14 protein-coding genes are annotated in these 13,942 nt (G+C 70.3%); 11 read left to right on the top strand and 3 right to left on the bottom strand.

Annotation, left to right across the window (positions count from 1 at the left end; genetic code table 11):
- The first annotated feature begins 82 nt into the window (after positions 1-82).
- Both OV207_RS16730 and OV207_RS16725 read left to right on the top strand, forming a co-directional pair.
- Positions 83-1,573: a M16 family metallopeptidase gene (locus OV207_RS16730; protein WP_267556184.1), complete on the top strand. Its 1,491-nt coding sequence runs from the start codon at positions 83-85 to the stop codon at positions 1,571-1,573.
- Positions 1,570-2,268 carry an RluA family pseudouridine synthase gene (locus OV207_RS16725; protein ID WP_267556183.1) on the top strand — a complete coding sequence of 233 codons (699 nt, stop codon included), beginning with the start codon at positions 1,570-1,572 and terminating at the stop codon, positions 2,266-2,268. The genes OV207_RS16730 and OV207_RS16725 overlap by 4 nt, the downstream gene beginning before the upstream one ends.
- 12 nt (positions 2,269-2,280) lie before the next feature.
- On the opposite strand, the gene OV207_RS16720 is transcribed toward OV207_RS16725, so the two are convergent.
- Genes OV207_RS16720 through OV207_RS16710 form a run of 3 tightly spaced genes read right to left on the bottom strand, consistent with a single transcriptional unit; the run spans position 2,281 to position 5,155 of the window.
- The gene (locus OV207_RS16720; RefSeq protein WP_267556182.1) at positions 2,281-3,090 is read right to left on the bottom strand and encodes a hypothetical protein; all 810 of its coding nucleotides are present in this window, start codon (positions 3,088-3,090) and stop codon (positions 2,281-2,283) included.
- Positions 3,087-4,508, bottom strand: a complete 1,422-nt coding sequence (locus tag OV207_RS16715) for a hypothetical protein (RefSeq protein WP_267556181.1) — start codon at positions 4,506-4,508, stop codon at positions 3,087-3,089. The genes OV207_RS16720 and OV207_RS16715 overlap by 4 nt, the downstream gene beginning before the upstream one ends.
- A 44-nt stretch (positions 4,509-4,552) precedes the next feature.
- A complete protein-coding gene (locus tag OV207_RS16710) occupies positions 4,553-5,155 on the bottom strand; it encodes a hypothetical protein (RefSeq protein ID WP_193429642.1) in 603 nt (200 codons plus the stop codon).
- A gap of 235 nt (positions 5,156-5,390) precedes the next feature.
- On the opposite strand from OV207_RS16710, the gene OV207_RS16705 reads away from it, so the two are divergent.
- From OV207_RS16705 to hisS, 9 genes are all read left to right on the top strand, one after another.
- On the top strand, positions 5,391-6,206 hold the full coding sequence (locus OV207_RS16705) for an MlaE family ABC transporter permease (protein ID WP_193429643.1): 816 nt from the start codon (positions 5,391-5,393) through the stop codon (positions 6,204-6,206).
- Positions 6,207-6,262: 56 nt separating this feature from the next.
- Positions 6,263-7,000 (top strand): ABC transporter ATP-binding protein, encoded by a 738-nt coding sequence (locus tag OV207_RS16700; protein WP_193429702.1) that lies wholly within the window; start codon positions 6,263-6,265, stop codon positions 6,998-7,000.
- A gap of 95 nt (positions 7,001-7,095) precedes the next feature.
- Complete coding sequence (locus OV207_RS16695; protein WP_193429644.1) at positions 7,096-8,625, top strand: MlaD family protein; 1,530 nt, start codon at positions 7,096-7,098, stop codon at positions 8,623-8,625.
- 159 nt (positions 8,626-8,784) lie between these two features.
- The gene (locus tag OV207_RS16690; protein ID WP_267556180.1) at positions 8,785-9,711 is read left to right on the top strand and encodes a PfkB family carbohydrate kinase; all 927 of its coding nucleotides are present in this window, start codon (positions 8,785-8,787) and stop codon (positions 9,709-9,711) included.
- Positions 9,712-9,872: 161 nt separating this feature from the next.
- Positions 9,873-10,208, top strand: coding sequence for a TIGR02266 family protein (locus OV207_RS16685; RefSeq protein WP_267556179.1), 336 nt, complete (start codon positions 9,873-9,875; stop codon positions 10,206-10,208).
- Between the two features lie 7 nt (positions 10,209-10,215).
- Positions 10,216-10,947 (top strand): metallophosphoesterase family protein, encoded by a 732-nt coding sequence (locus OV207_RS16680; protein WP_120535203.1) that lies wholly within the window; start codon positions 10,216-10,218, stop codon positions 10,945-10,947.
- Between the two features lie 100 nt (positions 10,948-11,047).
- The gene (locus OV207_RS16675; protein ID WP_267556178.1) at positions 11,048-11,716 is read left to right on the top strand and encodes a hypothetical protein; all 669 of its coding nucleotides are present in this window, start codon (positions 11,048-11,050) and stop codon (positions 11,714-11,716) included.
- Positions 11,717-11,749: 33 nt separating this feature from the next.
- On the top strand, positions 11,750-12,592 hold the full coding sequence (gene asd, locus OV207_RS16670; protein WP_193429648.1) for an archaetidylserine decarboxylase: 843 nt from the start codon (positions 11,750-11,752) through the stop codon (positions 12,590-12,592).
- Positions 12,593-12,618: 26 nt separating this feature from the next.
- Positions 12,619-13,887 (top strand): histidine--tRNA ligase, encoded by a 1,269-nt coding sequence (hisS, locus tag OV207_RS16665; RefSeq protein WP_267556187.1) that lies wholly within the window; start codon positions 12,619-12,621, stop codon positions 13,885-13,887.
- Positions 13,888-13,942 lie beyond the last annotated feature (55 nt).

The following is a 13,942-nucleotide window of genomic DNA, read 5'->3' as shown; positions in this document are numbered from 1 at the left end:
CCCTCCAGCCCGAAGCCGGCGCCATCGAGCCCGGCGAGGACGCGGACGCTTGAAGCGTCCCGCGAGGAAACCCCTCCCGCGTATGGCCTCCCGAAAAATCGCCGCCGTGAAGAAGACCGTCCGCAAGGCCGCCAAGGCCGTGCGCAAACAGGCCGCCAGCGCCCGCGAGAAGGTCCGCGCCCGGGTGCCGGCGCGCTCCAAGCCCGCCGCCAAGGCGAAGCTCGCCCTGGTGCCGAAGTCCGCCGCCACCGGCGCGCTCAAGCTGCCGGAGCTGCATGAGAGCACCACCTCCACCGGCCTGAAGGTCATCGCCGCGGAGCGGGGACCGCTGCCGCTCGTCTCCGTGCGGCTGGTGATGCGCGCGGGCGGCGTGTGGGATCCCCCGGGCAAGGACGGCCTGGCGGACTTCTCCGCGCGCCTGCTGCGTCGGGGCACCCAGAAGCTGGATGCGGACGCCATCAGCGAGGCCGTGGAGTTCGTGGGCGCCAGCCTCTACGCGGGCGTCAACGAGGACGTGCTGTCCGTCTACCTGACGACGCCCGCGGAGCACTTCTCCGCGATGCTGGACATCCTGGGGCAGGTGGTGCGCGAGCCCACGTTCCCGGAGCAGGAGGTGGTGGACGCGCGCGAGCGCGCGCTGGCGCAGTTCGCCAACGACCTGGACGACCCGTCCTCCATCGCCGACCGCGCCTTCAGCCGCCTGCTCTGGGGAGACCACCCCTACGGGCGCGACCTGGGCGGCATCAAGCGCACCGTGTCCACCTTCACCCGCGACGACGTGGTGCGCTTCCACGCCGAGCGCATGGGCCCGCGCGTGTCGATGCTCACGGTGGTGGGCGCCATCGCGCCGGAGACGGTGGCGGCGGAGGCGGAGCGCGCGTTCGCCGGCTGGACGGGCGGTCCGGACGCGCCCACGGAGCTGCCTCGCAAGCAGGAGCCGCTGGCCAAGGCCGGGCAGGTGCTGCTCATCGACAAGCCGGACCAGACGCAGTCCCAGGTGCGCCTGGGCGGCCCGGGCTTCTGGCTGGGCCACGAGGACTACTTCCCGGCGACGGCGATGAACATCGCGCTGGGCGGCGGGTTCACGTCGCGGCTGATGAACGAGATCCGCGTCAACCGGGGCCTCACCTACGGCGTCAGCTCCTACTTCGACACGATGAGCGCGGGCGGCGTCTTCGCGCTGTCCACGTTCACGAAGACGGCCTCCACGCGGGAGATCATCGACGTGGCGCTGGAGGAGATCCACGGCGTGCGCGACGGCGGCCTGAAGCCGCGCGAGCTCAAGGACGCCCAGAGCTACCTGGCCGGCCTGTACCCGCTGCGCACGGAGACCAACGAGTCCGTCGCGTCCGTCATCGCGGACATCCGCATGCACGGCCTGGGGGACGACTGGGTGGAGAAGTTCCGCGACCGGCTGCGCGCGGTGACGCCGAAGGACGTGGCCCGCGTGGCGAAGAAGTACGCGTTCGCGGACAAGCCCGTCATCGTCGTGCTGGGCAAGGCGTCGGAGGTGAAGCCGCTGCTCGAAGGGCTGGGCCCCATCACCGTGGTGCCTGCCTCGGACTACGAATGAGCGGCGGCGCCCGCATCCTCTTCGACGGCGCGGGGGTGCTCGTGGTGGACAAGCCGGCCGGGGTGCTCGTCATCCCCGGCCGCGAAGGCGGCCCGTGCCTGCGCGACACGCTGGAGGCGGAGCTGGGCCGCAAGGTGTTCGTGGTGCACCGGTTGGATCGCGACACGTCCGGCGTCCTCGTCTTCGCCCTGGACGCGGCCGTGCACCGCGCGCTCTCCCAGGCCTTCGAGGCGGGCAAGGTGCGCAAGCGCTACCGGGCCCTGGTGGAGGGCCGTCTGGAGGCCCCCCAGTGGGTGGACGCGCCGCTCGTGGCGGGCCGCAAGGGCCGCATGCGCGTCGCGCGCCCGGATGAGCCGGACGCCAAAACGTCGCGCACCCGGGTGCGCCCGGTGGAGACCTTCGCCAACGCCTCGCTGGTGGAGGCAGAGCCGGTGACGGGGCGCACGCACCAGATCCGCGTGCACCTGCTGTTCCTGGGCCACCCCCTGCTCGTGGACCACCAGTACGGCCGCGAGGCGCCCCTCACCGGGAGCGACCTGGGAGGGCAGGGGAGCGACGCGGTGCTGGCGCGCACGCCCCTGCATGCGGCGCGCGTGGAGTGGCCGGCGCTGCCGGGCGTCGCGGCGCGCACGGTGGAGGCCCCGCTGCCTCCGGACATGCTGCGGGCCCTGGAGCTGCTGCGCGCGTCCGGGTGACGGGCGCGGAGCCTACGGGGAGGGGGCCAGCATGAAGCTGTTGGACGTGCCGCCCACGCCGTAGCCGTCCAGCACGAAGAGCTGCACGGGGCCCTCGGTGGCGTCCACGACGACGAGCTCCGTGCACACGCCGCCGCCGCAGGGACCAATCTTCTTCGGCGTCACCTTGCCGCGCGACGAGGTCAGCTCCAGGGAGCCGCCGAAGTGCGCGGCCCTCGGCCCCTCGGCGTGCACGGTGATGGAGAAGGACTGCCGGCTCGTGCGCGCGCCCTCGATGGGCTCGAAGTTGAACCCCGTGATGTCGCCTTCGAGGATGGGATCCTCCGGATGGGGGCCCGCGTCCGTCCCCGCGTCCTCGTCCATGGCCCCCGCGTCGGTCGCCATCAGGATCCCGGCGTCCTCCTCTTCGGGATCCGTCTCCTTGTCCTGTCCGGGAGGCTTCAATGTGAGGGCGTCCTGTTGCTCCGCCTCCCGCCCGTCCTCCAGGCGCAGGCGAACGGAGTGCGCGCCCGCGCCCAGCCCCCGCGGCACCGTCACGATGACGACGCCCGAGGGATCGAAGTGCGTCACCGTCGCTTCCGTCTCATCCAGCCAGACGCGGCCCGTCTCCATGAGGTGGGCGTCCACCGTCTCCTTGCCGTAGTCCACGGACACGGCGTACCGCGCGTCGAAGCGCACGGTGAGCTCCGCGTCCTTCGCGTTGACCAGCAGCGTGTCCGGCTCCACCGACAGGATGCTCGGCTGCGGCAGCCCGGTGGAGCCTCCGGCGCAGGCCCACGCGAGCACGGCGCACCCCAGCAGCGCGAGCGCGGCCCGCTTCACGGAACGAACCTCAGCCCCGCGGACACGGACACGCCACCCAACTGGGCTCGCAGCGACGGCGTCTCGATGGGGGCCAGCGCGCCGCGCACCTCCGTGAGGAGGCTCCAGCGCCCGAAGTCATACGCGCCCTGCACGGACAGGAAGCCCATGGCCGCGACTCTGCGCTCATCCACCGTCGCGGGGAAGTCGTCCGGAGTGCGAGTCGCATCGTTGGTGAGGCGGTGACTGAAAGGCAGCACTCCTCCGCCTGCACGGCCGTCCAGGCGGAAGGAGCCCTGCTGGAAAACGGCAATCCGCGCGGACAGAAGGAGGGGAACACCCCACACGCGCGAGTGCACGGGCTCCGTCCGCGCGTCGAACATCGCGTAGCGCAGCCCCGCCTCCGCCTCCGCCGCCAGCCGCCCGTGCCACACCGGCAGGGGAACGGAGACCCCCAGTGACAGCAGCGGTCCGTCGTTGGCGCCGCGCGCGAACGTGGCGCCGCCCAGGAGGAACAGCGAGAGCCGCTCGCCGGCCGCGCGCTGGGCAGCGGCCACCGGGGACGGGGCAGGGGAGGGGGGCGCGGTGACCTCCGTTGGCGTCTGGGGCCGGGGCCGCGCGGGCAGCACGCCTGCTTCGGCCCGCACCTCCTTCAAGGGCTCCGCCGAGGGGTCCACCTGGCGCCAGCTCGCGGTGACGGACACGCGCGAGGCCCCCTCGCGCGGATGCACCGTGAAGCGGGCCCGCTTCACGGAGGGCTCGGCCTTCAGCGTGGCGCCCTCCGCGGTGAGCTCCAGCTCCGACGCGGGCACCGTGCCGTCCAGGCCCGCGAGGATCAACCAGCCCCCGTCCTCCGGGGAGAGCGGATCCGGCGTGAGCGCGACGACGAGCGGACGTTGGGCGGGCACCGCCAGCGGCGCGCTCCGGTCCGTGGTGAGCGCGCCCCGCGTCGCGAGCACGCGCGCCTCCTTCGTGTCCGGCGGCACCTCCACGGGCACCTGCGCGCGACCGCGCGCGTCCGCGGTCACCGGGCCGAAGCGGGCGTCACCGACCGCGACCACCACCTCCGCGCCCGGCGCGGTGGACACGTCCAGCGTCGTCCGGCCCAGCAGGGGGATGAGCACCGGGGTGACTTCCGGGGGCCGTCCGTCCTCCACCCAGAAGGCGAGCACGGCCCACAGCGGATGACGCACCGCCGGCGGGGTCCAGCGGAAGACGCGCTCCGCGCCGCCCTCCACCCGCGCCGCGTCCCAGGTGCCGGACGAGGCCGCCGCGCGCACGGGGCCGGCGCCCCGAGGCACCCGCACCCGCACCACCACGGCCGTGTCCTTGCCGAGCACCACGTGCCCGGGCGTCGCCTCCACCTCCGGCGGCTCCGCCCGTGCCACGGCGGCGAGCGACAGCCCGAGGAGGACGGCGATGAGGAGCGGCGGGCGCATACGGGGAAACCAGCGCCCCAGTTGACCGCCGCTCCCGCCTCCGGTCAATCCTCGGCAGGCGCGGCGTTGTCCAGCTCCTCATCCGAGGGCAGGATCGCGACCTCGGGCAGCTCCTCGTCCATCGGCACTTCGGCCATGGGCTTGTCCGCCGGGCCCGAGTTCATCTTGGACGGCGGGCTGAAGGCAGGCCGATCCGCGGGCGCGCCGCCGCCCCGTCCGTGCACCAGCGTCTTGGTGTCGGAGCGGAAGGTGAGGTCCACCTTGTCGCCGCGCACCGCGGTCACCAGGCCGACGCCGAAGGTCGGGTGGTGGATGACCTGATCCACCCGGTAGGTGTCCTTGGGGCTGTACTTGGGCGCGCTGGCGATGTCCTTGCCCGCGAGCTGCTCGTCGAAGGAGATGACGATCTTCTCCGCGCGCGTCGTGCGCGTGGTGCCGCTGGCGGCGCGCGCGGCCTTCGCCGTGGCGGCCTTCGTGGGGCGGTCCGTGGTGCCGGGCTTGCCGCGGAACGCGTGTTCCCCGTTGCACGTGTTGCAGCGGACGCGGGCGATCTTCGGACCGACCATCGCCAGGATGGTGTGAGCGAGAGACATCTTGCAGCGGGTGCAGAGGGAATCCACCTCGCCGCCGACCTTCAGGGTAGCCATGCTGTTGTGTCGCTCTGGCCCGGCAACTCCCCAGAAGGGCGCGCCGGGCGTGGAAGGAAAAGGGTCGCGGAACATAACGGCCTCCCCCTGGAGGAGAAAGCCCCATCGCATCCCACCTGTTCGCCACGCGGGAGGCCCCCCTGCCCACCAGCCATGGCGGAGGGGGTGGGATAACCCGGCAAGGGAGTTCGCTTGTGCGCGCGTCCGGGGCACGTAGAGTAGCCGGACTGAACGCATGACCACCGAAACCCCCAGCAAACCGAACCGGCTCACCGGCGCCTTCGTCCAGTCGGTGGAGGGCTTCGGCAAGGGGCTCATCGACGTCGTCGCCACCATTGGCGGCGTGGTCGCCATGGGCCTGGACATCTTCCGCTGGAGCGTCCGGCGCCCCTACCGCCTGCACAACCTGTTCACCCAGCTGGACTTCGTGGGGGTGGGCTCCATCTTCATCGTCGGGCTCACCGGCAGCTTCACCGGCATGGTGTTCGCCCTCCAGACGTCCACCGCCTTCGCCCTGTTCGACGCGGAGAGCCTGGTGGGTCCCACCGTGGCGCTGACGCTCACCCGCGAGCTGTCCGCCGTGTTCGCCGCCCTGATGGTCACCATGCGCGCCGGCTCCGCCATGTGCACGGAGCTGGGCACCATGCGCGTCTCCGAACAGGTGGACGCGCTGGAGACCATGGCCGTCAACCCGGTGCAGTACCTGCTGGTGCCCCGGGTGCTGGCGGGCCTGTTCATGGTCCCGGCCCTCACCATGCTCTTCAACACCACGGGCATGACGGGTGCCTACATCGTCGCGGTGTTCGGCCTGGGCATCTCCCCCGGCACCTTCCTGTCGCGCACCCAGCAGTGGATGTCGCCCTCGGACGTCTATGAGGGCCTCATCAAGGGCGCCATCTTCGGCCTGGCCGTGGCCCTCATCTGCTGCTTCAAGGGCTACAACGCCTCCGGCGGCGCCAAGGGCGTGGGGCAGGCCACCACGGAGGCGATGGTGGCCAGCGCCCTGTCCATCTTCATCCTCGATTTCATCGTCGGCATGATGATGCACTGATGGGCCCGCCGGACTCCCCCTCGGCTCCGCCCGCGTCCACCGGGTCGAAGAAGCCGATGATCGACATCGTGGACCTGCACAAGACCTTCGGTCCCAACAAGGTCCTCACCGGCATCAACCTCACCGTGCCGGCGGGCAGCACCTGCGTCATCCTGGGCGGCTCCGGCTCCGGCAAGACGGTGCTGATGAAGCACATGATCGGCCTGCTCAAGCCCGACACCGGCAAGGTCGTCATCGACGGGGAGGACATCGTCCCCATGAGCGTGCAGGGCCTGCAGCAGGTGCGCCGCAGCTTCGGCATGGTGTTCCAGGCCGCCGCGCTCTTCGACTCCATGACCGTGTTCGAGAACGTCGCCTTCCCCCTGCGCCAGCACACCTCCCTGGGGGAGGACGCCATCCGGGAGAAGGTGCGCAAGCGCCTGGACCTGATGGGCCTCAAGCCGGAGGTGGAGGGCCGCTTCCCCGCGGACCTGTCCGGCGGCATGCGCAAGCGCGTGGGCCTGGCGCGCGCCGTCGTGCTGGACCCCAAGGTCGTCCTCTACGACGAGCCCACCACCGGCCTGGACCCCATCACCACCGACTCCGTGGATGAGATGATCCTCACCGCGCAGAAGGAATTGGGCGTCACCAGCGTGGTCATCAGCCACGACATCGCCTCCGCCTTCAACGTGGCGGATCAGATTGCCTTCCTCTCCAAGGGCGTCATCGTGGAGAACGGCCCCCCGGAGCAGCTGCGCGAGTCCTCGCAGCCGGCCGTCCAGGTCTTCCTCCAGACGTGGTTTGGCAAGAACTAGGGACCGCAAGGACTTCCGCATCCCATGAAAAGCTGGCACCCGGCATGCAAATGGTTAGAGTCGCGCGCGGCCGGTAGCGTTCGGAGTCACATCAGGTGAAGAAGCTCGTCACGCCCTTCCGTGTGGGCCTGCTGGTCATCGCCGCCGGGGCCTTCCTGGTCACGTTCGTGTTGTTCGCCCGCAAGGGTGGGCTGAGCGACCGGGAGTCCACCCAGGTGTGGGCCTATTTCCGGGACGCCTCCGGCCTCGCCGTGCGCGGCCGGGTGCAGATCGCCGGCATCCCCGTGGGGGAGATCAGCGACATCACCCTGGAGGGCACCCGCGCCAAGGTCTGGCTGAAGATCCGCAACGGCGTGGACGTGCGCCAGGACGCGGCCATCACCAAGCGCTCGGAGTCGCTGCTGGGCGACTACCTGCTGGATCTGAACCCGGGCACGGAGCAGGCCCCCGCGCTGGAGAACGGGGGGCAGATCCGCCGCGTCATCGACACCCAGGGCATGGAGGCGGTGTTCGAGTCCCTGTCGCAGATCACCTCCGACATCCAGCAGGTGACGGGCGCGCTGCGCGAGGTGCTGGGCGGGGAGAAGGGCGCAGGCTCCCTGGAGCGCATCGTGGAGAACCTGGTCCGCCTGTCGGACTCGGTGGACGCGACGGTGCGCCGCAACACGGACCGCCTGGACACCATCATGGCGAACGTGGAGGGCGTGTCCTCCGACGTGCGCGCCATCACCCAGAGCAACGGGGCGGAGGTGGGCCGCATCGTCACCAACGTGGAGATGATCACCAAGGACGTCCGCGAGGTGCTGGGCACCGTCAAGAACATCGTGGGCAGCGGGGAAGGGGAGCTCAAGGAGAGCGTCTCCAGCCTCAAGCAGACCCTGGGACGGCTGGACAACACGCTCGCCAACCTGGAGGACATCACCCGCAAGGTGAAGGACGGCGAGGGCGCCGCGGGCGCGCTGCTCGCCGACGAGCAGTTGGGCCAGCGCGTCAGCGAGGCCATCACTGACGTCTCCGACTTCACCACCCGCCTCACCAACCTCCAGACGGAGGTGGGCCTGTTCAGCACGTACCTGGTGTCCCAGGGCGCGTCGAAGAACGGCCTGTCGCTGCGGCTCATCCCCAAGCCGGACAAGTACTACCTGCTGGAGATCATCGACGACCCCCGCGGCTCGGTGAGCACGCAGGTGGTGCAGACGAACCCGCCGTCGGAGGGGGACCCGGTCATCCAGACGCAGAAGGTGACCAAGGAGTCCTTCAAGGTCAGCCTCCAGTTCGCCAAGCGCTACTACTTCACCACCCTGCGCGTGGGCCTCATCGAATCCACCGGTGGCGTGGGCGCGGACCTGCACTTCTTCGACGACGCGCTCACCCTGCGGATGGACGCGTTCAACTTCACGGCGGACGAGCTGCGCTACCCGCGCCTGCGCGCCACGCTGCGCGCCCAGGCGTTCGACCACCTGTTCGTGGTCGCGGGCATGGACGACATCATCAACGCCCGGCAGCGTGACGCGACCACCAAGCGCCTCATCGCCGGCCGCGACTTCTTCTTCGGCGCGGGCTTCTTCTTCACCGACGACGACCTGAAGTCCCTCATTGTCACCACGGGCATCCCCGCCTTCTAGGCGGGTGCCGCCTGCCCCGGGGGTGCCCCCTTGGGGCGCCCTTGAACCCTTGACCTTGCGGGGCAGGTGTCGTACCCGGCACGGGCACGGGGTTTCCCTTGATGAAGCGCCGTGCCCTGACGCCGCCGTCCGCGCCCGGTCACTCCCCAGGAAGCCCGCATGTCCCTTCTCGTCGTCGGTTCAATCGCGCTGGACTCGCTGGAAACGCCCTTCGGCAAGAAGGATGACGTGCTCGGCGGTTCGGCCACCTACTTCTCCACCACGGCGTCCTTCTTCGGGCCGGTGCAGCTGGTGGCGGTGGTGGGGGAGGACTTCCCGGAGGCCCACCTCCAGTTCCTGCGCGGGCGCGGCATCGACCTGGAGGGGCTCACCCGGGAGGCCGGTCGCACCTTCCGCTGGAAGGGCAAGTACGGCTGGGAGCTCAACGAGGCGCAGACGCTGGACACCCAGCTGAACGTCTTCGAGTCCTTCTCGCCCAACCTGCCGCAGGCCTACCGGGAGACGCCCTACGTCTTCCTGGGCAACATCCACCCGGAGCTCCAGTCGCGCGTGCTGGATCAGGTGAAGGCGCCCAGGCTGGTGGCCGCCGACACGATGAACTTCTGGATCCAGGGCAGCCGCCCCGCGCTCCTGAAGACGCTGAAGCGCGTGAACCTGCTCTTCATCAACGACGCGGAGGCGCGCCAGCTGTCCGGCGAGCACAACGTCGTGAAGGCCGCCCGCGCCATCCTGGCCATGGGCCCCTCGCGCGTGGTCATCAAGCGCGGCGAGCACGGCGCGCTCCTCTTCGACCAGGACCACATCTTCGCCTGCCCGGCGTTCCCCCTGTCGGAGGTGTTCGACCCCACCGGCGCGGGTGACACCTTCGCCGGCGGCTTCATGGGCACCCTGGCCACCGCGGCCTCCGACAAGGTGGACGGGCAGCTGCTGCGCAAGGCCATGGTCATGGGCAGCGTGATGGCCTCCTTCACCGTGGAGAAGTTCAGCCTGGAGCGCCTGCGCGAGGTGCAGCGCCCGGAGATCCACGCCCGCTTCGCCGAGTTCAAGAAGCTCACCCACTTCGACGACCTGGGACCCCTGGGCTGAAGCCCCGCCAGCCAGGAAGCGCGGGCGGCCCGGTGTGGAACTTGACGGGTCGCTCCCACCTTTCCTAGGCTCGCCGTAACGCAGTGGATGAATAAATCCGGCACGGCCACCCTTTTTCAGCCCGATGGTGGGCGGAGAGGCCCCTGCCGGGAGGTCACGGGTTGAGCGAAAACCGAAAGCACGCGCGGGTTGGCACCCACCTGCGCTGCTGGTGCGAGGGTGAGAACGTGACCCTGTATGCGCGCATCGCCAACCTGAGCGAGGGCGGACTCTTCCTGAGGACGAGCACGCCCCTGGCGAAGGGTTCGCGGGCGCAGGTGCGGCTGTCGCAGGAGGCGGACACGGCGTTGCATGCCGAGGCCACCGTGGTGTGGTTGCGCGGAGGTGAGCAGCCTGTCGGCCGGCCCCCGGGCATGGGCCTGAGATTCGAAGCGTTGGACGCGAACGCGCTGGCGAGCCTGCGGCGCATCATCTCCCAGCAGCAGACCTCCCCATAGGCTCCCCATGCGCATCGCCGTCATCTCCGACATCCACTCCAACATCGAGGCCCTCACGGAGGTCCTGAGGGTGGCGGAGCACCAGAAGGTGGACCGCTTCGTGTCGCTGGGGGACATCGTCGGGTATGGGGCGTCCCCCAACCCGTGCTGCGAGCTGGTGCGCTCGGTGGCGGAGATCACGCTGCTGGGCAACCACGACGCCGCGGTGGCCGGGCGGATGGACTACTCGTACTACTACGACGCCGCCCGGCACGCGCTCGACTGGAGCGCCAACGTGCTCTCCGACGAGAACCTGGCCTGGCTGCGCAGCCTGCCGTACACCTACCGCATCGGGGAGGTGGGCTTCTGCCACGGCTCGCCCATCGATCCGAAGGCGTACGAGTACATCTTCGCGCTGGAGCAGGCGCGGGAGCTGACGCCGTACGTGGCGGAGCTGCCGGAGGTGACGTTCATCGGCCACAGCCACCTGTGCCGGGCGTTCGCCATTGGCAACGGCGAGGTGAACGACGTGGTGGCGCAGAAGTTCGTGCTGCGCAAGGGCTACAAGTACATCGTCTCCGTGGGCAGCGTGGGGCAGCCGCGCGACTACGACAACCGGGCCTGCTTCGTCATCTGCGACACGGACGCGCGCACGGTGGAGTACCTGCGCGTGGAGTACGACATCGAGACGTCCGCGCAGAAGATCTTCGACGCGGACCTCGCGCTGAACTTCGGCAAGCGGCTGTTCCTGGGCGTCTGAGCTCCTGACGCCCGGGGTACGGAAAAGCGGCGCGCCCGGACGGAAGGTGGCATAAACCGGGACCGTGCGCCCCCTGGTCCCCCGTCCGATGCGGCCCGTCATGGGCCTTGGTCTCGCCGCCCTCCTGCTCATGCTCGGTGCGTCCGGGTGCCGTCGCTCGCCGGCGCCGCCGTCACCCGAGTACGAGCAGGCCACGAAGCGCTGGAGCTCGCTGTACGCGCAGAAGCTGGACGATGCGTACCTGGATCCGGCGACGGGGGAGATTGAAGCGCTGCTGCAGCGCGTGCCCGCCGACAGCGTGGACTCCGTCGCGGCGCAGGACCTGCTGCGCCGCATTGAAGAGGGCCGCGCGCGGATGATGTCGGCCGCCGCGGAGCAGCAGCGCGCGGTGGAGAGCGCCCAGACGCTGCCCACCACCGACCCCTCCCAGACGGGCATCCCGCAGCAGCAGGCCCTCCCTCCTGAAGAGGACGCGGGCGTGGACGCGGGCATGGCCGGTCCCCAGGTGGGCAGCCTGGCCTCCGAGCTGGTGTCCGGCTACCGGGGCTGCTTCCAGCGCGCCATGCCCCTCCAGGTGGAAGGGCGGGGCGTGCGCGAGGGTTGGAAGCTGAGTGAGCGGCCGTCCTGCCAGCTGGAGTTCCCCAGCCATGCGGACACGATGGTGTTGATTGAAGACGGTCGCGTGCTGGCGCTGTTACCCACCAGCGCGATGCAGACCGTGCAGCGCTACGAGGATGGCGGCGTGGTTCCCCCGGACGCCGGCCTTTGAACCCCTTTTCCCTTTCGTGACTGACGACCTTCGATGAACGAACAGACCTTCATGAAGTTGATGCGTGTGCTGCCCAAGTCGGCGGTGTCCTCCGCGGTGGGCCTGGCCACGCGCCTGCCCGCGCCGGCGCCGGTGCACCACTGGGCCATGCGCGCCTTCGCCAAGGCGTACAACGTGGACATGGCGGAGGCGGAGCACGCCTTCGAGAACTACCCGACCTTCGCCCAGTTCTTCACCCGCGGCCTCAAGCCGGGCCTGCGCCCGGTGGACATGGGCAAGAACGTCGTCGTGTCGCCGGTGGACGGCCGGGTGTCCCAGGTGGGGTACTCGGACAACGGCCGGTGCCTCCAGGCGAAGGGCATCGAGTACACGGTGGACGAGCTGCTGGGGGACGCGCAGGCCGCGAAGCCCTTCCACGGCGGCGCCTGGACGACGCTGTACCTGTCGCCCCGGGACTACCACCGCATCCACGCGCCGCTGGGCGGCACCATCACCGGGTATGCGTACATCCCGGGTGAGTTCTGGCCGGTGAACCCCGCGTCGGTGAAGAACAAGCAGTCGCTGTTCTGCGTGAACGAGCGGCTGGTGACGTACCTGGAGACGCCCGCCGGCAAGGTGGCGGTGGTGAAGGTGGGCGCCACCTGCGTGTCGCGCATCAAGGCGTCCTACGAGGACATCACCACCCACATCGGCCAGCCGGGCAAGGTGCACCGCTACGGCGCGGGCATCCCGGTGGAGAAGGGCGGGGAGCTGGGCCGCTTCGAGATGGGCTCCACCGTCATCCTCTGCTTCGAGCCGAAGCGGGTCCGCTGGGACGACAGCCTCCAGCCGGAAGCGGTGGTGCGAATGGGCACGCGCATCGGGGAGATCGTGTGAGTCAGAAGATCAACGGCGTGAAGGGGATGAACGACCTTCTGCCCGGCGACATCGAAGTCTGGCAGTTCGTGGAGCACACCGTGCGCACGCTGTTCGGCCGCTTCGGCTACGGCGAGGTGCGCACGCCCATGGTGGAGGACACCGCCCTCTTCGTGCGCAGCGTGGGCGAGGAGACCGACATCGTCGGCAAGGAGATGTACACCTTCGAGGACAAGGGCGGCCGCAGCCTGTCCCTGCGTCCGGAGGGCACCGCGCCCGCGGCCAGGGCGTACATCGAGCACTCGGTGAGCAACGCGGAGCCGGTGTCTCGCTGGTTCTACATGGGGCCCATGTTCCGCTACGAGCGGATGAAGACGGGCCGCTACCGCCAGTTCTCCCAGATTGGCGCGGAGGCGTACGGCGCGAAGGAGCCCGCGCAGGACGTGGAGCTGATGGACATGGTGGTGCAGTTCCTGGAGGCCCTGGGCCTCACGGACGTCACCCTGAACGTCAACTCCCTGGGCGACGACGCGTGCCGGCCCGCCTACCACGCGAAGCTGGTGGAGTACCTCAACGCGCACCGCGAGGAGCTGTGCGCGGACTGCCAGCAGCGGCTGGAGCGCAACCCGCTGCGCGTGCTCGACTGCAAGAACGAGAAGTGCCAGGCGGTGGCCGGGGCCGGGCCCAACGTCCTGGAGTTCCTGTGCGAGCCGTGCCGCACGCACTTCAGTGACTTGCAGCGCAAGCTGGGGGCGCTGGGCATCCGCTACGTGGTGAACCACCGGCTGGTGCGCGGCCTGGACTACTACACGCGCACCGTCTTCGAGTTCATCGCGGCGCACCCCGCGCTGGGCACCGCCAGCACCGTGGGCGGTGGCGGGCGCTACGACAAGATGGTGAAGGGCCTGGGCGGGCCGGACGTGCCCGCGGTGGGCTTCGCCATGGGCCTGGACCGGCTGGTGCTCCTGTTGAAGGAGGGCGGCAAGACGTTCACCGCCCAGCCGGACCTCTTCATCGCCGTGGCGGACGCGGACGTGGCCTGCCAGGACGCGGGGCTGGCGTTGACCAGCCGCCTGCGTCGCGAGGGCTTCCACGTGGACTTCGACACGCGCGGCGGCAGCCTCAAGAGCCAGATGAAGCGCGCGGACAAGTCCGGCGCCCGCTTCACCCTGGTGCTGGGCGGCGACGAGGTCCGCAGCGGGGACGCGAAGCTCAAGCCCATGGCGGGCGGCGACCTCGTGCCCGTGAAGCTGGACTCGGTGGGCAAGACCCTGCGCTCACTGCCGGCGGCACCCGCGGCGGCGCCCCAGGGCTGATCCAGGTGTGATCCACCCCCGAGCGGCGCTGATCCTCCGACCCGGTTCGCCGGGT

Source organism: Corallococcus sp. BB11-1, from assembly GCF_026626625.1.
Lineage (GTDB): Bacteria > Myxococcota > Myxococcia > Myxococcales > Myxococcaceae > Corallococcus > Corallococcus soli.
The sequence above is the reverse complement of the archived record's forward strand: the minus strand, read 5'-3'. Positions and strand labels throughout refer to the sequence as shown.